Source organism: Streptomyces sp. NBC_00775, from assembly GCF_036347135.1.
GTDB lineage: Bacteria > Actinomycetota > Actinomycetes > Streptomycetales > Streptomycetaceae > Streptomyces > Streptomyces lutosisoli.
Map to the genome: position 1 here is coordinate 4,374,600 of NZ_CP108938.1, position 18,083 is coordinate 4,392,682.

Sequence of the window (18,083 nt, forward strand, 5' to 3'; positions counted from 1 at the left end):
TTCTCCTGTCTGCTGACGATCACATGGCGAACTCGGTCGATCATTCGGTCGATGACACGGTTTGTCGATGTGTCGCTGCCATCACTCAAGTCAGCGTATCCGGTCACGTTTCGATCACCACGAGCGCCCACCGTCCCTTGTGCGACTTCGCTCCAGGGGGAGGTACCCCCCTACGCCCGGGCGGTATCGGATCACGGGCGGTATGTTCTGGATCAGTTGATACGACATGACATGTACCGACTTACGAAGAGGAAGGCGCCCGTGGCCCGAAGCACCGTCGAAGCCGAGCCCGGCAGCCAGCCGCCGCCGGGTGACGACCACGCCTTCTTCGGCCAGCCCAGGGGCCTGCTGACCCTCTCCGGCCTGGAGGTCTGGGAACGCTTCTCGTTCCTCGGCATGCAGGCGATCCTGGTCCTCTACTTCGCCGACTCCGTCGCCCACGGCGGCCTGGGCATGGCCGCGGGCACGGCCGCGTCGGTGTCGGCGGCGTACGGAACGCTCGTCTACCTGGTCTCCGTCGCCGGCGGCTGGCTCGCCGACCGCATGCTCGGCTCGTACCGCGCGGTCCTGTGGGGCGGCATCCTGATCGCCTGCGGCCACTACTCCATGGCGGTCCCCACGGCCACCATGACCTGGGTGGGCCTCGGCCTGATCAGCGCGGGCACCGGCCTGCTCAAGCCCAACGTCGCCACGATGGTCGGCAAGCTCTACCGCACCGACGACGACCGTCGCGACGCCGGCTTCGCCCTCTACTACATGGCGATCAACATCGGCGCCTTCGCGGGTCCCCTGATCACCGGCTGGCTCGGCGACCACAAGGGCTGGCACTGGGGCTTCTCGGCGGCCGCGATCGGCATGACGTTCGGCCTGATCCAGTATGTGATGGGCCGCCGTCACCTGGCCGGACGCAGACGCGCGGCGGAATTCGCTCTCACGCCGGACGGGATGCGCCGCGCCGTCCGCATGATCGTCGCGGGCCTGCTGACGGTCGCCGTGCTCGCGGTGCTCCTCGCGGCCGGCGGCTGGCTGACGATGGGCCGTTTCGTCGATCTCCTCACCCTCGTCTCGGTGATCGCGCCGGTCGTCTACTTCACGGTGATGTTCACCAGCCCCCGGGTGACGTCCGAGGAGCGCGGCCGGCTGCGCCCGTACGTGGTCCTCTTCCTCGCCTCGACCGTCTTCAACTTCATCCTCTTCCAGGCGTACTCGACGATGATGCTGCTCGCCGCGTCGAACGCCGAGACGACGATCCTCGGCTTCGACTTCCCGGCCAGCTGGTACGCCTCCGCGCTCGGCGCCTTCGAGGTCGGCCTCGCCCCGGTCGTGGCCGCCCTCTGGGTCCGGATGGGCCACAGCCAGCCGCACGCCTCGAACAAGATCGCGATCGGCGTCGTACTCGGCGGTCTGTCCTTCCTCCTGATGGTGCTGCCGACCAGCGGCCACGCGAGTGACGACTACCTGATGTCGGCCTGGTGGATCGTCGGCTCGTACCTGCTCCTCGGCCTCGGCGACGTCCTCCTCGAAACCTCCGGCATGTCCGCCACCACCAAACTCGCCCCCGTCGCCTTCGCCAGCCAGACGATGTCCCTCTGGTTCCTGTCCCTCGCGCTCGCCAACGGCATCCAGGCCCAGACGGTGAAGCTGTACGACGACGTCTCCAAGCCGGCGTACTTCGGCGTCAACGGGGCGATCGCGGTGGCGGCCGGCCTCGCCGTGATGGCGCTCGCCCCTTGGCTGCGCCGCACGATGCACCCCGTCCACTGAGGTGACACTCATGCACATCCGTACGTCCTTCCCCTACGAGACGACTCACGAGGACGTCCTCATCCCCCTTCCGGACGGCACCCGTCTGTACGCCCGGATCTGGCGCCCGCTGACCGACGAGCCCGTGCCCGCCCTTCTCGAATACCTCCCGTACCGCCTCACGGACTGGACCGCGCCCCGCGACTGGCAACGCCATCCCTGGTACGCGGGCCACGGCTACGCCTCCGTCCGCGTGGACGTCCGCGGTCACGGCAACTCGGAGGGCATGCCGACGGACGAGTACTCGCAGGTGGAGCTGGCCGACGGGGTGGAGGTCATCGACTGGCTGGCCGCCCAGCCCTGGTGCAGCGGCAGGGTCGGCATGTTCGGCATCTCCTGGGGTGGCTTCAACTCCCTCCAGATCGCGGCCCTCGCGCCCGAGCCGCTCAAGGCGATCGTCACGGTCTGCTCGACGGACGACCGCTATGACAACGACGTGCACTACATGGGAGGTTCCGTCCTCGCCGTCGACATGCACGCCTGGGCGGCCACGATGCTGGCCTTCGTCTCCCGCCCGCCGGACCCGGTGCACGTGGGCGAGGTGATGTGGCGGGACATGTGGGTGAAGCGCCTGGAGGCGGTCGACCCGTTCGTCCACACCTGGCTGTCCCACCAGACCCGGGACGCGTACTGGCGCCACGGCAGCGCCTGCGAGGACTACGGCGCCATCCGCGCGGCCGTCCTGGCGGTCGGCGGCTGGCACGACCCGTACCGCGACACGGTGCTGCGCCTGGTCGAGAACCTGCCGCCCGACCGCGTACGAGGCCTGATCGGCCCCTGGTCGCACCAGTACCCGGACCGCGGCCTGCCACCGGGCCCGGCGATCGGCTTCCTCCAGGAGACCCTGCGCTGGTGGGACCACTGGCTCCGGGACAAGGACACCGGCGCCATGTCCACCCCCGTGCTCCGCTCGTACGTGATGGACGCGCATCCCCCGGCGACGACGTACCCGTCCCTGCCCGGCCGCTGGGTGGGTGACCCCGCCTGGCCCTCCCCCTCGGTGACCCCGGTCTCGTACGCGCTCCAGGGGGCGCCGGTCCTGGTCCGTTCCCCCCAGCACACGGGGGTGGACGCGGGCCGCTTCTTCCCCTTCGGGAACGACGCGGATCTGCCGCCGGACCAGCGGGAGGAGGACGCGAGATCGGCGTGCTTCGAGTTCGAAGTGCCGGAGGAAACCTGGGTGTTGGGCCGTACCCGGGTCCGGCTGCGGCTGACGTCCTCGACCCCCCGGGGCCAGGTGATCGCCCGCCTCTGCGACGTGGCCCCCGACGGAGCTTCGACGCTCGTCACCCGAGGTGTGCTGAACCTGTCAGCGCGCTACGGCCGTGACCAGGCGGTTTCCTGGAAACCGGGCACTACGGAGGACGTGGTTTTCGACCTGAACGGCATCGGCTACGCGTTCCCGGCGGGCCATCGCATCCGCCTCTCCGTCTCCTCGGCGTACTGGCCCTGGATCTGGCCCCAGCCGGGCTCGGAGGCCGGCTTCACCCTGGATCCGGCGGGCAGCACGCTGGAACTCCCGCTGCGGGCACGGGAGTCGACGCCCTCGCTCACGTTCGAGGAACCGGAGCAGTCCGAGCCCCTGGGAGTCGTCGTCCCCGCGACGCTGGACGAACCCCGCCCGGAACGCCTGGTCGTCCGTGACGTTGCCGCTGGCACCTGGCGTCTGGAGGTGGACCCGCGCTACGGCGGCACGCGCGTGTACCCCGACGGCCTCGAATTCACCGAGGACGCGCTGGAGACGTACACGATCGACGCCTCCGATCCCCTGTCGGCCCGCGCCCGCTCGACCTGGTCGGTCCGCCTCCACCGCCCGGACCTGCCGTGGGACGCACGGGTGTCCACGACGTCCGAGATCACCTGCGACGCCGAGGACTTCATCACGTCCAACGAGGTGATCTGCAAGGACGGCGACGAGGTGGTCTTCCACCGGACGTGGGAAAGGAGAATCCCCAGAACGGCGGGCTAGAGGCCCAGGGGCGCCATAGGGAACGATCGCACCATGGCGCGATCGCGGACCGGGGAATTCCTGATGGACCTCGACGAGGGCATGCTCGCGTACTTCCGTGAGATGGCCCAGGAGATGGTCACGCGCTTCGGGATCTCGCGGGCGGAGGCGGTGGCGAGGATCAACAGGGCATACGAGGGGCAGCAGTTCGAGCCGTACCCCGACCTGATGTGCCACGAGCTTCCCGAATACTGGGGCTACGGCCTCTACTTCAAGCCCAACGCGGGCCGCCTCCCCGACGACGACCCCGACACGGATCTCTCCGCGTGGGAGGTCCGCCCGGCTCCGCCGAGGCACTCCCCCGCCTGGACGCTCGCACCGTAATGCCCGAGTTGCCCGCCTTGCCGCTTTGATTGCGCTTGGTCGCGTGAATTGGGTCACGCCCGACCAAACCCGGCGTCAGAGTCCCCTCGACGACTCCCCCTTTGCAAAAGGCAAGTTGAGGATCGAATTCCGGCGCAATCGGACGTTTCGCCCTCGCCATATCCAGGCTAAAGCGATCTTCACTGCGACATCAGGTCTTGTTCCCGACATGTGCTCTCGCATACGTTCGCCCCGATCCGAGCGGAACGCCGAATCCTGCCGCCGCCCGGAAACCCCACCCACCCACGCACGGCAGGAGCGGGGGACCCAGGTAAGCCGCCGATCCGGACCCCCGGAACGGCTAGGGGTGAAGCCGCGTCCACAGCGCGGCCGGGCATCTCCCGCCCGAACCCGACAGCTCACCTCGCAGGCACCGGAGAGGAAAATCGCCATGCCCGCACGAGGCAAGCACCGCCGCACGAAGACCAGCACCCTCACCCGCGGCATGGTCGCCGTCGGCACGAGCGGAGCCGCGCTCGCACTCCCCCTCGTGAGCGCGACCGGCGCCCACGCGGCCACACCTACACAGGTGGCGCAGGTGGCGCAGGTCGCGAAGACCGCCGCGACCACGACCACGGACATCCAGCTCCTCACCTACAAGGTGGCCGCGGGCGACACCCTCTCCACGATCGCGGCGAAGAACCCCACGAGCGGCGGCTGGAAGAAGCTGTACGAGGCGAACAGCGCGGTCATCGGCGCGAACCCGGCCGTGATCCGCCCGGGCCTGACGCTGACGGTGGGCACGAAGACCGTGAAGTCGACCGCGTCGAGCTCGACGGCGAAGGCAACCACGGCGACCGCCAAGTCCGCGGCGACCACGGCCACCCCCGCCTCCACCACGACGTACGCCAACAACCTCGACGGCTGGATCAAGCAGTCCCTGGCCATCATGGCCAAGTCGGGCATTCCGGGCACCTACAACGGCATCTACCGCAACGTCATGCGTGAGTCCTCGGGCAACCCCCTGGCCATCAACAACTGGGACTCGAACGCCGCCGCCGGCACCCCGTCCAAGGGCCTCCTCCAGGTCATCGACCCGACCTTCAACGCCTACCACGTCGCCGGCACCTCGACGAACCCCTACGACCCGGTCGCGAACATCACGGCGGCCTGCAACTACGCGGCGGCGGTGTACGGCTCGATCGACAACGTCAACGGGGCCTACTGACCAGCCCTCCCCCTGCCCGTCCCCCTACTACTCGTCCACCAGGTACCGGTAGACCGTCGACTGCCGGGCCTGGAACCCAAGACGTTCGTACAGCCGGTTCGCCGCCGGCCGGTCCGGCCGGGAGGTCAGATCGACGGTCCGGGCGCCCGCTTCCCGGGCCATCCGCAGAGCTTCCTGAGTCAGCAGCGCCGCGACTCCCCGGCCGCGCGCCGCAACGTCCACGACCACGTCCTCGATGCGGGCGCGCAGCCCGGACGGCATGGGAAGCAGTACCAGGGTCAGCGTGCCGACGATCTCGCCCGCGGCACGGGCGACCAGCACCGTGTTCGCATCGCAGGACACCATCCGGTCGACCGCCTCGCCGTCGAGGGGCTTGGCGGTCGACGACAACTGAGGCAGCAACCGGCCGAAGGCGTCGACAAGTTCTTGACTCGCTTCCCGGATGATCTCCACCTGAACGCTCATGCGCCGGAGCGTATCGGCCGCCTCCCGGACCGCAGGGGCACGACAGCGGGACGGCGGCGGGACGGGGATGTCGGCGCGGCCGGGCCTAACGAGCCTCGAACAGCCGCTCCAGCACCACGGCGATCCCGTCGTCCTCGTTCGACAAGGTCACCTCGTCGGCCACCGCCTTGAGTTCCGGGTGGGCGTTGGCCATGGCGACGCCGTGGGCGGCCCAGTCGAACATCGGGATGTCATTGGGCATGTCACCGAAGGCGAGGGTGGTGGCGGGGCCGAGCCCGAGGTGTTCGGCGGCGAGGGCGAGCCCCGTCGCCTTGGTCACGCCGCATGGCTGGAGTTCGACGGTGCCCGGCCCCGACATGGTGACCGTCGCCAGGGAACCCACCACTCCGCGCGCCGCCGACGCCAACTCGTCGTCGGACAAGGAAGGGTGACGGAGCAACACCTTGCTGATCGGCTCCGTCCACAGGTCGTCGCGCCGCCGCACCCGCACTGCCGGCAGTGTCGGATGCGGCATGACATACCCCGGCTCGATCAGCGTCAGCCCGTCCACGCCGTCCTGGTCCACCGCCGCGTAGAGCAGCCCGACCTCCGCCTCGATCTTGCCCAGCGCCGTCTCCGCCAGCTCCCTGTCCAGGGTCACCGACCACAGCAGACGGTCCGCCCCGGCGTCGTACAGCTGCGCCCCCTGACCGCACACCGCCAGCCCCTCGCCGCCGAGTTCGTCGAGGAGCGGTCGGACCCTCGGCGCCGGCCGTCCCGTCACCACCAGATGCCGGGCCCCCTCGGCCGTGGCTCTCGCCAACGCGGCCCGCGACCGGTCGGAGAGTGTGTCGTCGCCGCGCAGCAGCGTTCCGTCCAGGTCAGTGGCGATGAGTGAATATGCAGTCGGAGCGGCCATGATCCGAAGAATACGGATCGAACGACACATCGGCCCGGCGTGAACCGGACGACGTCCGGTATCCCGTCCGCAACGCCGTTCACCGCACGGGCGGCGCGGACAGCGCGGCCGGTTCGGGCAGCACGAGCACCTCCGGGGGCGCGGAGAGGAGGACGGTGAAGTGGTCGGTGGGGGCGGAGAGTTGGCGGGGTGGAATGATCCGGGCGCGGGCCCTGACGCCCCAAGAGCCGCCGGCCTTCATCGAGAGAGTGCGGGGAGACACATGAAGCTCAAGCCTGACTTGTGGACCAAGAGCGGCTACAGCGGCTCGGACGGCCCCCAACTCACCATCACCCAGGCCACCTTCCTGCCGGACTCCACGCGGTGACCCCCTTCCGGCAACACCTCCGAACCGCCGCCGAAGACGTCATCCGGCGCTTCCCGGAGACCCTCAAGCCCGAGATCTACGCCCTCTCCTTCCGTATCTGGCGAATCGACGGCGATGATCGCCACCCGTACGTGGCCATCGGGTACAACACCGAGACCCAGTACGAGCAGCAGACCTACCCGGAGGACCCAGGAGAGGCCCGCTGGAACTACGCCTGCTGGCTGCTCGACGGCTTCGAGATGCTCGGCAACGTGCCCGAGGACCCCACCGGAAGCCCGCTGTACGTGGACGAGGTCAAGCGGCTGGGGATCTGGTTCGACGGCGAGTACGACTTCCTCACCATGGATCTGCCCGAGGAAGAGGAGGACGAGCTGGACGCCAGGTCCGACCTGCTCCGGCTCCACTTCTACGACGCCTGCATCGACCTCGCCCGCCACCTGCACGCGAGCGGCCGGATCGAGAAGGTCTTCGGCCGCCCGCTGCCCGTCGTGGTCTTCGACATGGACTGCCCGGGCTGGGAGATCGAGGCGACCGAAGCCGCCAACCCACCGGAGCTCATCACCGACTACCTGGCCTGGCAGAAGTCGGCCTGACGCCGAGGGGGCGACGGCCAACGGGCGAGGGGCGCGGCCGCCGGGCGGCACCCCTCAGCCGTACGACCTCACCCGTGCGCGGCCACCAGATGCTTCGCCAACCGCGGTGAAGCGAACTCCGTCCCGCACACGAACCGCATCACCGGCCCGTACGAAGCCGCCGCCGGCAACCCCGTGAAGTACAGCCCGGGCACGGAGGACCGATACCCGGCGCCCAGCTTGGGCGTGCCCCGGCTCACCGCCAGCTCCGTACGCAACTCGTGCCCGAGGAAGTCCATCGCGGCGATGTCGACGCGGTAGCCGGTCGCGGCTATGACGTGGTCGGCGGAAAGTTCCTCGACCCGGCCGCCGTGGGTCTGGACGGAGAGCACGGGGCTGCCGTCGGTGGCCCCGGCGCTGACGATCCGGGAGACCTCGCGGACACCGACCTTGCCCTCGAAACGGTCCCGGAGCCACCAGGCACCGAGCGGCCCGAGCACCCGGCGGACCAGGAAGTGCCGGGCCTGGGCGGGCAGATAGCGGTAGGGCTGCGGGTAGTAGCTCAGCGCCCACAGGGACCAGGCACGGCCGAACGGCGACTCGGGGCGCAGCTTCGGCTGCTCCCACGGCGGCGCGCCGAAGTCGACGGCGCCCTTGCCGCGGGACACCAGCCGCACCTGCGCACCCGCCTCCGCCGCGAGCGCCGCCGTCTCCAGGGCGGACTGGCCCGCGCCGACGACGATGAGCTCCTTGCCGGAGAACCGCTTCAGGTCGTGGTGCTGGGAGCTGTGGGAGACCGGGCCCGTGGGCGTGGGCCCGTCCGCCGCCGCACCCGCGAGTTCGGCGGGCAGATGGGCGAGGCCGGACAGCCCGGTGGCCACCACGACCGCCCGAGCCGTGAACAACTCCCCTGAGTCCAGCTTGAGTTCAAAGCCCCCGGAGCCCCCGGAGCCCCCCGAGCCCCCGGATCCATCGCGGCCGCCCTTGCGGTCGACCGAGACGACCCGCACCCGCTCCAGCTCGGGCACGAGCTTCTGCTGGAACCACTCCCCGTACGCGATGAACGTCTCGACCGGGATGATGTCCTCGTCCGTGACCAGCCGCGGTATCCCCGCCGCGTCGCAGTAGTCGCGAAGCGTGTGCCCGCGCTGCGGGGCGTCGATGCTGGACGCGGCCGGGGTCGACTTGAGCAGCATTCCCTCGGGCATGTGATCGCGCCAGCTCACCATGGGCTCGCCGAACACACGCACCGGAACACCACGCGCCCGCAGATGGGCGGCGGTGGACAGGCCGAATGGCCCGGCACCGATGACTGCTACCGGATGAATCACGAAGTCCCCTCCCCAGGACGTACTACGTCTACTTCGTGGTGGAACTGTTGGTGCTGCCGCGGCGGTTGGTCCGCCACAGCTGATACAGATGCTTCGCGCCCGGCCGCACGAAGCGCGCGAGCATCGTGAAGAACGGCCGCAGGTCGTCACCCGCGAGCCACGCCAGCTCCGTACCACTCGCGCGAGCCGGCGCGTGCGGTGTCGTATAGCCGCTGCGCCGGTAGGCGAGCAGGGCCGGCAGGTCGATGTTCTCCACGATGTACCGGTGACCGGCGCGTTGTTCCCCCTCAGGAACGCTGCGCCCGGTCAGATCCAGATGCATGGCACGGACGACGTCGATCCCCGACTCGTTCTCGAAGAGCCGGAACTGCGCGCCCATCCGTGGGTTGAAGTCAAGGAGCTTGTACTGTCCGTCGCGCCGGTCGAAGCGCAGGTCCAGGTCGATGACGCCGCTGAAGCCGATCTGTTTGATAAAACGCGCGGCGAGGTCCGCGAGTTCCGGATTGTCGACGACGTACGCATTCGCCGTCATTCCCGCGTGCGGCGGCCAGGAGCGGACTTTCACGCCCGTGAACATCGCGAGCGGCGTCGAGTCCGCGTCGAAGTACGCGTGCACGATCCAGTCCTCTGCCTCCTCTCTCGGCAGGTACTCCTGGAGGATCACGCCGGGTTGCGCGCCCCAGTCCCGGGCGAGCGTGAGCAGCCCCTCGCGGGTCGCGATCTTCGTCGTCCCGTGCACCGCCGGCTGACTGCGGCGCACGAACGCCTCGCGGTTCTTGGCGACGAGCGGAAAGCGGGCGCTCTCCGCGAACGCCGCGATCTCCTCGTACGACTGCGGAAAGGCCGCCGCGGGGCTCGGAATGCCATGCTCCACGCACAGTTCGTGGAGCCCCTGCTTACTGGCGAGCCGACGCGGCAGCTTGGCGTCGATGCGCGGAAAGAGGAAGCGGTCCCCCAGCTCGTCCTGGTGTTCGGCGATCAGTACGGCGGCCTCTTCGTCCGTCGGGACGAGGACGGTCGGCCTGCCGATGCGACGGCCGATGCGCAGTAACCCTTCGACGAGCCGCTCCGGCTCCTCCGTCCCGGTGGTCGGCCAGACGAAGGCGCGGCGCAGATAGCGCGAAGCCGCGGCCGGTGTGTAACGGTCCTCCGTGATCGCATACATCGGTATGCCGAGCCGGCCCAGGCTTCGGATGGCGCCCACCCCGCCGTGGTGCAGCGGATAGTCGCCGAACTTCACGATGAGCCCAGGAACATCCCGGTCGGCGTCGACCGGGACACTGCTGGAGCCCTTGGCCACGGGTCCCCCCACGCGTCCCCCCTACGGACCGGACCCACCCCGTCCGTGTCCCCCAAAGGACGCTAAGCCGGAATTGACCCGTCCGACAAGGCCTATTCGGACATTGCGAACTCTTTAGGCACTGCCACAGCACGGTCACTCCCCCGTAACGTGTGCCGCGACCACATGGAACGCGTGGAACACATGGATCACATGGCGAGTACGAATCCGAAAGCGAGGCACCAACCGATGCCCCCCTTCGATGTCCCCGAGGGCGATCCCTTCGGCCCGCACAACCTGCCGTACGGCGTGTTCTCCCCGAATGACGCGGCCGGCTCCTCGGAACGAACTGTCGGCGTCCGCCTCGGCGACCACGTACTCGACGCGGGCGCGGCGGCCCGGGCACTCGGCTCCCCGTACGCCGAGCTGCTGGGCCGGCCGACCCTGAACCCGCTGCTCGCGGCGGGCCGCACGGCCTGGTCCGACGTACGGCGCGCGCTCACGGCCTGGGTAACGGTCCCGTCCCACCGGGAGACCCTCGCACCCCATCTCCACCCCCTCTCCGAGGTGACCCTGCACCTCCCCTTCGACGTGGCGGACTACGTCGACTTCTACGCCTCCGAGAACCACGCCCGGAACGTCGGCCAGATCTTCCGCCCCGACGCCGCCGACTCCCTCACCCCCAACTGGAAGCACCTGCCGATCGGTTACCACGGCCGCTCGGGCACGGTGGTGGTGTCGGGGACGGAGGTGATCCGCCCCTCGGGCCAGCGGAAGGCCCCTGCCGACGCCGCTCCCGTCTTCGGCCCCTCCATCCGCCTGGACATCGAGGCGGAGGTCGGCTTCGTGGTCGGCACCCCGTCGGCCATGGGCACGTCCGTCCCCCTCTCCTCCTTCCGCGACCACGTCTTCGGCCTCTGCCTCCTCAACGACTGGTCGGCGCGCGACATCCAGGCCTGGGAGTACGTCCCCCTCGGCCCCTTCCTCGGCAAGTCCTTCGCCACGTCGGTGTCGGCATGGATCACCCCGCTCGACGCCCTGGAGGACGCCCGGGTCGCGCCCCCCACGCGCACGCACCCCCTTCTCCCCTACCTCGACGACTCCTCCGAGGACCCCGGCGGCTACGACCTCCGTATCTCCGTCGCCCTCAACGGCCACGTCGTCTCCGAGCCCCCCTTCTCCACCATGTACTGGACGGCCGCCCAGCAGCTGGCCCAGATGACGGTCAACGGCGCCTCCCTGCGCACCGGCGACCTGTACGGCTCGGGCACCGTCAGCGGCCCCTCCGAAGCCGAACGCGGCTCCCTCCTCGAACTCACCTGGAACGGCCGCGACACCCTCGACCTCCCCGACGGCAAGCGCACGTTCCTGGAGGACGGCGACGAGGTGACACTGACGGCGTGGGCTCCTGGGCCGGGTGGCACGCGGGTGGGCCTGGGCGAGGTGAGGGGACGCATCAGCCCGTCCGGCGTCTGAGCACGAGCGCGAAGCGCGGTACGGGGGTCTGGGGGCGGAGCCCCCAGACACCGGCCGCCACCTTCGACAGTGGTAGGCACGCCCGCAGCGGGGCGGTCAGGACACCCCGCCCCTACCCCCTATATCCAGTCCTCCGGCGCCGGCTCCTCGTACATCTCCGGCCAGTCCGGGTCCGGCCCCTCAGCGCTCACCCGCGCGGGAGCCGGCTCGGGAGCAGCTTCCGGAGCGGCTCCAGGAGCCCCTCCCAGTGACGCGAGGACCGCCACGACGCCTTCGCCATACGTCGCCAGCTTCTTCTCGCCGACCCCGCTGATGCCGCCCAGGCCGCTCACCGAGGTGGGCCACGCCGTGGCGATCTCCCGCAGTGTCGCGTCGTGGAAGATGACGTACGCCGGGACTCCCTGTTCGCGGGCCTGTTCGGCGCGCCAGGTGCGCAGCGCCTCGAAGGCGGGGATCAGCTCCGGGGGCAGTTCGGCGACGGCGGCCTTGGCCTTGCGCTCGCCGCGTCCCGAGCCGGAACCGGACCCCGACCGGGAGGTCACCGGCTTCGGCGGCTCCTTGCGCAACGGCACCTCGCGCTCGCGCCGCAGCACCGTCCCGCTGTCCTCTGTCAGCACCAGCGTCCCGTACTCGCCCTCGACCGCGAGCAGCCCCTGGGCCAGCAACTGCCGTACGACACCCCGCCATTCGGACTCGGAGAGGTCCTCGCCGATACCGAAGACGGACAGCTGGTCGTGGTCGAACTGGATCACCTTGGCGGTCCGGCGCCCCAGCAGGATGTCGACGATCTGGAGCGCGCCGAACTTCTGCCCCCGCTCGCGCTGCAAGCGCACCACCGTGGACAGCAGCTTCTGCGCCGCGACCGTGCCGTCCCAGGTCTCGGGCGGCGTCAGACACGTGTCGCAGTTGCCGCACGCGGGGGTGTTCGGGTCCTGGCCGAAGTAGGCCAGGAGCTGGGAGCGCCGGCACTGCGCCGTCTCGCACAGGGCCAGCATCGAGTCCAGGTGGGAGGCCGCCCGGCGGCGGAACGCCTCGTCGCCCTCCGAGCTCTGGATCATCTTGCGCTGCTGGACCACGTCCTGGAGGCCGTAAGCCATCCATGCCGTGGACGGCTGTCCGTCGCGGCCCGCGCGGCCCGTCTCCTGGTAGTAGCCCTCGACGGACTTCGGCAGGTCGAGGTGGGCGACGAACCGGACGTCCGGCTTGTCGATGCCCATGCCGAAGGCGATGGTGGCGACCACGATCAGGCCCTCTTCGCGCAGGAAGCGCGACTGGTGGGTGGCGCGGGTGCCCGCGTCCAGGCCCGCGTGGTACGGCACCGCCTCGATGCCGTTGCGGGAGAGGAACTCGGCGGTCTTCTCCACCGAGTTGCGCGAGAGGCAGTACACGATGCCCGCGTCGCCCGTGTGCTCCTCGCGCAGGAAGGACAGCAGTTGCTTCCTGGGGTCGGCCTTCGGAACTATCCGGTACTGGATGTTGGGGCGGTCGAAGCTCGCCTCGAAGTGGCGGGCGCTCGGCATGCCCAGGCGCTGGGTGATCTCCTTGTGCGTCGCGCGGGTGGCCGTGGCCGTCAGCGCGATCCGCGGGACGTCGGGCCAGCGCTCGCCCAGCAGCGACAGCGCCAGGTAGTCGGGACGGAAGTCGTGACCCCACTGGGCCACACAGTGCGCCTCGTCGATCGCGAAGACCGAGATCTTCGCGCGCGACAGCAGGTCGAGGGTGGTGTCCAGACGCAGCCGCTCCGGGGCCAGGTAGAGCAGGTCCAGCTCCCCGGCCAGGAACTCCGCCTCGACCACCCGCCGCTCGTCGAAGTCCTGCGTCGAGTTCATGAACCCGGCACGCACGCCCAGCGCGCGCAGCGCGTCCACCTGGTCCTGCATCAGCGCGATGAGAGGGGAGACCACGACGCCCGTACCGGGTCTGACCAGTGCCGGAATCTGGTAGCAGAGCGACTTGCCGCCACCCGTCGGCATCAGGACGACGGCGTCACCGCCCGCCACCACATGCTCGATGATCGCTTCCTGCTCGCCGCGGAAGGCGTCGTACCCGAAGACCCGGTGGAGCGTGGCCCGTGCCTCGCTGTCACTCCGTGTCTCCGTCGCGTCCGCTTCGGTCATCACACCCGTCCCGCCCATCGCCCGTCCCCCGTCCGTCGTGCTTCGCCCACGACAGCCACCATAGGGCTCCGCACCGACAGCCTCAGAGTTATCCACAGGCTGCGACCGGTCGGCTCCCGTCCGCACCGGTTCCCGGTTCACCGCACTCACCCGGGCGGCGCACCCGCCGGCGTTCAGCCCGTTGGCCCCCTATGCATGGCGACGCCCCGCGACCACGGGACATGCTGCTCGGGCGGGAGGAGGGGGCTTGCCCGCGCCCGACGGGCCGGCGCCGTCCCGTACGCCTCTCGTGCCTCTAGGAGTCATCGCATGTCCCAGCGTCCTCTCAGGACCGTCATCGCCCTCGCGACAGCCGCTGCCGCGTCCTTCGCTCTGGCCACCGTCCCCGCCCATGCCACCGCGGACGACCCCGACGACCCGAAGGTCCAGGAGGAGCTGGCCACGGCGTATGCCGCGACCGCGAAGTACCTCGACGAGTCGGCCGCGATCGCCGATGGATACGTCCCCAATCCGTGCTCCTCCGACCCCGCGGGTCACGGCAGCATGGGCTACCACTACTTCAAGGAGTCCCTCTACGGCTCGGTCGACCCGGCGAAACCCGCGTCTCTCCTCTATGAGGACGGGGAGAACGGGAGGCGCCGACTCGCTGGGGTGGAGTGGATCGTTCCGGACGCCGACCACAACCTGAAGACCAGCAACGACAGACCCTCGATGTTCGGCGGTCAGAAGTTCGACGGCCCGATGCCCGGCCACAACGCCACCATGCCGATCCACTACGACCTGCACGTCTGGATCTGGAAGGACAACCCCAACGGCTTGTTCAACCGGTGGAATCCCACGGTGAAGTGCCCACCCCGCCCGGCCCACACAGCCCACGCGTCTCCCACGGCTCCCAAGACCCCCACGGCCCAAACAGCCGGCATGGCCAACATGGCCCACTGAACATGGCTCGGGCCCCGCTCCCTCCCGAGGAGGACGCGGGGCCCGGTTCTGCTTGGTTCACCGTCGGCTGCTTGGCTCAGCGGACGAAGACCCCCGCCTGCCCTGCCAGATCCAGGAAGTACTGCGGCGCCACACCCAGTACCAGCGTGACCGCCACGCCCACCCCGATCGCCGTCATGGTCAGCGGCGACGGCACGGCGACCGTCGGGCCCTCCGGCCGCGGCTCACTGAAGAACATGAGCACGATCACCCGGATGTAGAAGAACGCCGCGATCGCCGAGGAGATCACACCGACCACGACCAGCGGGGCCGCGCCGCCCTCCGCCGCCGCCTTGAACACGGCGAACTTTCCGGCGAAACCGGAGGTCAGCGGGATGCCCGCGAAGGACAGCAGGAAGACCGCGAAGACGGCCGCCACCAGCGGGGACCTGCGCCCGAGACCGGCCCACTTGGACAGGTGCGTGGCCTCGCCCCCCGCGTCCCGTACGAGCGTCACGACGGCGAAGGCGCCGATCGTGACGAACGAGTACGCGGCCAGGTAGAAGAGCACCGACGAGACACCGTCCGGCGAGGTCGCGATGACACCCGCGAGGATGAAGCCCGCGTGCGCGATCGACGAGTACGCCAGGAGCCGCTTGATGTCGGTCTGGGTGATCGCCACGATCGCGCCGCCCAGCATGGTGACGACCGCGACGGCCCACATGACCGGCCGCCAGTCCCAGCGCAGGCCCGGCAGGACGACGTACAGCAGACGCAGCAGCGCGCCGAAGGCGGCCACCTTCGTCGCCGCCGCCATGAAGCCGGTGACCGGTGTCGGCGCGCCCTGGTAGACGTCCGGCGTCCACATGTGGAACGGCACCGCGCCGACCTTGAAGAGCAGGCCCATGACGACCATGGCGACGCCGATGAGCAGCAGTACGTCGTTGCCCATGGTGCCGGCGAGCGCCGGGTCGACGTTCTGGACGGTGCCGTCGACGACCTGCGCGATCGTCGCGTACGACACCGAGCCCGCGTACCCGTACAGCAGGGCGATGCCGAAGAGCGTGAACGCGGAGGCGAACGCGCCGAGCAGGAAGTACTTCACCGCGGCCTCCTGCGACAGGAGCCGCTTGCGGCGGGCCACGGCGCACAGGAGGTAGAGCGGGAGCGAGAAGACCTCCAGCGCGATGAACAGCGTCAGCAGGTCGTTGGCCGACGGGAAGACCAGCATGCCGCTGATCGCGAAGAGCAGGAGCGGGAACACCTCGGTGGTGGTGAACCCGGCCTTCACGGCGGCCTTCTCGCTGTCGCTGCCGGGCACGGACGCGGCCTGAGCGGCGAACGAGTCGACGCGGTTTCCGTGCGCCTCCGGGTCGAGGCGTCGCTCGGCGAAGGTGAACACGCCGAGCAGTCCGGCCAGGAGGATCGTGCCCTGGAGGAACAGGGCAGGTCCGTCGACGGCGATCGCGCCCATCGCCGCGATGTGCGCCTTCGTCGTGCCGTATCCGCCCGCCGCGAGCGCGACGACCGCGGCGAACGCGGCGGCGAGTGCGACGACGGCGACGAACACCTGGGCGTAGTAGCGCGACTTGCGCGGCACGAACGCCTCGATCAGCACCCCGACGATCGCCGCACCAATGACGATCAAGGTGGGCGACAATTGCCCGTATTCGATCTTCGGCGCGTCGATCTTGGAGATCGGGTCGGCCGCGGTTGTCCACAGGCTGTGGACGGCTGCTGCGCTCACTTGGCCGCCTCCACCTCGGGCTTGGGGTCCGTCTTGTGTACGTCTGACATGGTTTGCTGGACCGCCGGGTTGACAATGTCGGTGACCGGCTTCGGATAGACGCCCAGGAAGATCAGCAGTGCGATCAGCGGAGCGACCACCAGGAGCTCCCGCACCCTGAGGTCGGGCATCTCGGCGACCTCCGCCTTCACCGGGCCCGTCATCGTCCGCTGGTAGAGGACGAGCGTGTAGAGCGCGGCGAGGACGATGCCGAAGGTGGCGATGATGCCGACGACCGGGTAGCGCGTGAACGTGCCGACCAGGACGAGGAATTCACTCACGAAGGGCGCGAGCCCGGGGAGCGAGAGGGTCGCGAGGCCACCGATCAGGAAGGTGCCGGCGAGTACCGGGGCGACTTTCTGCACCCCTCCGTAGTCGGCGATCAGACGCGAGCCGCGCCGCGAGATCAGGAAGCCCGCCACCAGCATCAGGGCGGCGGTCGAGATCCCGTGGTTGACCATGTAGAGCGTCGCGCCCGACTGGCCCTGGCTGGTCATCGCGAAGATGCCCAGGATGATGAACCCGAAGTGCGAGATCGACGCGTACGCGACCAGGCGCTTGATGTCCCGCTGGCCGACCGCGAGCAGCGCCCCGTAGACGATGCTGATCAGGGCGAGTACGAGGATGACCGGCGTCGCCCACTTGCTGGCCTCCGGGAACAGCCCGAGGCAGAAGCGGAGCATCGCGAAGGTGCCGACCTTGTCGACCACCGCCGTGATCAGTACGGCGACCGGGGCGGTGGCCTCACCCATGGCGTTGGGCAGCCAGGTGTGCAGCGGCCACAGGGGCGCCTTCACCGCGAACGCGAAGAAGAAGCCGAGGAACAGCCACCGCTCCGTGCTGGTCGCCATGTGCAGCGAGCCGTTGGCGCGGGCCTGCACGATCTCCGGAAGCGAGAAGTTCCCGGCGACCACGTAGAGGCCGATGACGGCGGCCAGCATGATCAGACCGCCGACCAGGTTGTAGAGGAGGAACTTCACCGCGGCGTACGACCGTTGTGTGGCCGCCACTTCGTCGCCGTGTTCGTGGGCCTTGTCCCCGAAGCCGCCGATGAGGAAGTACATCGGGATCAGCATGGCTTCGAAGAAGATGTAGAAGAGGAAGACGTCGGTGGCCTCGAAGGAGATGATCACCATCGCCTCGACGGCCAGGATCAGGGCGAAGAAGCCCTGCGTCGGCCGCCACCTCTTGTTGCCGGTCTCGTGCGGGTCGGCGTCGTGCCAGCCCGCCAGGATGATGAACGGGATCAGCAGGGCGGTCAGCGCGACGAGCGCCACCCCGATGCCGTCCACCCCCAACTCGTACTGCACCCCGAAGTCCTTGATCCAGGAGTGGGATTCAGTGAGCTGGTAGCGGTCGCCGCCGGGATCGAAGCGCACCAGGGTCACGGCCGCGAGCACCAGGGTGCCGAGCGAGACCAGCAGCGCCAGCCACTTGGCGGCGACGCGCTGCGCGGCCGGCACGGCGGCCGTGGCGATCGCCCCGAGGGCCGGGAGCGCCGCCGTCGCTGTCAGCAGTGGAAAGGACAT

Annotated in this window: 15 protein-coding genes and 1 riboswitch; of the genes, 7 read left to right on the top strand and 8 right to left on the bottom strand. The window is 69.6% G+C overall.

Features of this window, described 5'->3' with window-relative positions:
* The first annotated feature begins 231 nt into the window (after positions 1–231).
* The 4 genes from OIC96_RS19470 to OIC96_RS19485 all read left to right on the top strand — a co-directional run bounded on the left by OIC96_RS19470 (position 232) and on the right by OIC96_RS19485 (position 5,342).
* Complete coding sequence (locus tag OIC96_RS19470; protein ID WP_443058334.1) at positions 232–1,764, top strand: peptide MFS transporter; 1,533 nt, start codon at positions 232–234, stop codon at positions 1,762–1,764.
* 10 nt (positions 1,765–1,774) lie between these two features.
* The gene (locus OIC96_RS19475) at positions 1,775–3,772 is read left to right on the top strand and encodes a CocE/NonD family hydrolase (RefSeq protein ID WP_330306626.1); all 1,998 of its coding nucleotides are present in this window, start codon (positions 1,775–1,777) and stop codon (positions 3,770–3,772) included.
* A 33-nt stretch (positions 3,773–3,805) separates the two neighbouring features.
* Entirely contained in the window at positions 3,806–4,135 is a 330-nt protein-coding gene (locus OIC96_RS19480) for a hypothetical protein (protein WP_330306625.1), read from the top strand.
* A 269-nt stretch (positions 4,136–4,404) separates the two neighbouring features.
* Positions 4,405–4,562, top strand: a riboswitch (cyclic di-AMP (ydaO/yuaA leader).
* Positions 4,563–4,565: 3 nt separating this feature from the next.
* A complete protein-coding gene (locus tag OIC96_RS19485) occupies positions 4,566–5,342 on the top strand; it encodes a LysM peptidoglycan-binding domain-containing protein (RefSeq protein WP_330306624.1) in 777 nt (258 codons plus the stop codon).
* Between the two features lie 27 nt (positions 5,343–5,369).
* Here the strand turns inward: OIC96_RS19485 and OIC96_RS19490 are convergent, their stop codons facing one another.
* The 3 genes from OIC96_RS19490 to OIC96_RS19500 form a co-directional block, all read right to left on the bottom strand.
* Positions 5,370–5,807 (bottom strand): GNAT family N-acetyltransferase, encoded by a 438-nt coding sequence (locus tag OIC96_RS19490; RefSeq protein WP_330306623.1) that lies wholly within the window; start codon positions 5,805–5,807, stop codon positions 5,370–5,372.
* An 85-nt stretch (positions 5,808–5,892) separates the two neighbouring features.
* Complete coding sequence (locus OIC96_RS19495) at positions 5,893–6,705, bottom strand: HAD family hydrolase (protein ID WP_330306622.1); 813 nt, start codon at positions 6,703–6,705, stop codon at positions 5,893–5,895.
* A gap of 79 nt (positions 6,706–6,784) precedes the next feature.
* Entirely contained in the window at positions 6,785–6,967 is a 183-nt protein-coding gene (locus tag OIC96_RS19500) for a hypothetical protein (protein ID WP_330306621.1), read from the bottom strand.
* 101 nt (positions 6,968–7,068) lie between these two features.
* Here OIC96_RS19500 and OIC96_RS19505 point away from each other — a divergent pair, with 101 nt between their 5' ends.
* Positions 7,069–7,665 (top strand): hypothetical protein, encoded by a 597-nt coding sequence (locus OIC96_RS19505; protein WP_330306620.1) that lies wholly within the window; start codon positions 7,069–7,071, stop codon positions 7,663–7,665.
* A 68-nt stretch (positions 7,666–7,733) separates the two neighbouring features.
* Here OIC96_RS19505 and OIC96_RS19510 read toward each other — a convergent pair whose 3' ends face one another.
* On the bottom strand, positions 7,734–8,975 hold the full coding sequence (locus tag OIC96_RS19510; protein WP_330306619.1) for an FAD-dependent oxidoreductase: 1,242 nt from the start codon (positions 8,973–8,975) through the stop codon (positions 7,734–7,736).
* 28 nt (positions 8,976–9,003) lie between these two features.
* Positions 9,004–10,275: a carboxylate--amine ligase gene (locus OIC96_RS19515; RefSeq protein WP_330310240.1), complete on the bottom strand. Its 1,272-nt coding sequence runs from the start codon at positions 10,273–10,275 to the stop codon at positions 9,004–9,006.
* A gap of 228 nt (positions 10,276–10,503) precedes the next feature.
* On the opposite strand from OIC96_RS19515, the gene fahA reads away from it, so the two are divergent.
* Entirely contained in the window at positions 10,504–11,730 is a 1,227-nt protein-coding gene (fahA, locus tag OIC96_RS19520; RefSeq protein ID WP_330306618.1) for a fumarylacetoacetase, read from the top strand.
* Between the two features lie 119 nt (positions 11,731–11,849).
* Here fahA and recQ read toward each other — a convergent pair whose 3' ends face one another.
* Complete coding sequence (gene recQ / locus OIC96_RS19525; protein ID WP_330306617.1) at positions 11,850–13,865, bottom strand: DNA helicase RecQ; 2,016 nt, start codon at positions 13,863–13,865, stop codon at positions 11,850–11,852.
* 291 nt (positions 13,866–14,156) lie between these two features.
* Between recQ and OIC96_RS19530 the strand changes: the two genes are divergently transcribed.
* Positions 14,157–14,789 carry a hypothetical protein gene (locus OIC96_RS19530; protein WP_330306616.1) on the top strand — a complete coding sequence of 211 codons (633 nt, stop codon included), beginning with the start codon at positions 14,157–14,159 and terminating at the stop codon, positions 14,787–14,789.
* Between the two features lie 76 nt (positions 14,790–14,865).
* On the opposite strand, the gene nuoN is transcribed toward OIC96_RS19530, so the two are convergent.
* Together nuoN and OIC96_RS19540 are read right to left on the bottom strand one after the other, a co-directional pair.
* Complete coding sequence (nuoN, locus tag OIC96_RS19535; protein ID WP_330306615.1) at positions 14,866–16,515, bottom strand: NADH-quinone oxidoreductase subunit NuoN; 1,650 nt, start codon at positions 16,513–16,515, stop codon at positions 14,866–14,868.
* Positions 16,512–18,083 (bottom strand): NADH-quinone oxidoreductase subunit M, encoded by a 1,572-nt coding sequence (locus OIC96_RS19540; protein ID WP_330306614.1) that lies wholly within the window; start codon positions 18,081–18,083, stop codon positions 16,512–16,514. The genes nuoN and OIC96_RS19540 overlap by 4 nt, the downstream gene beginning before the upstream one ends.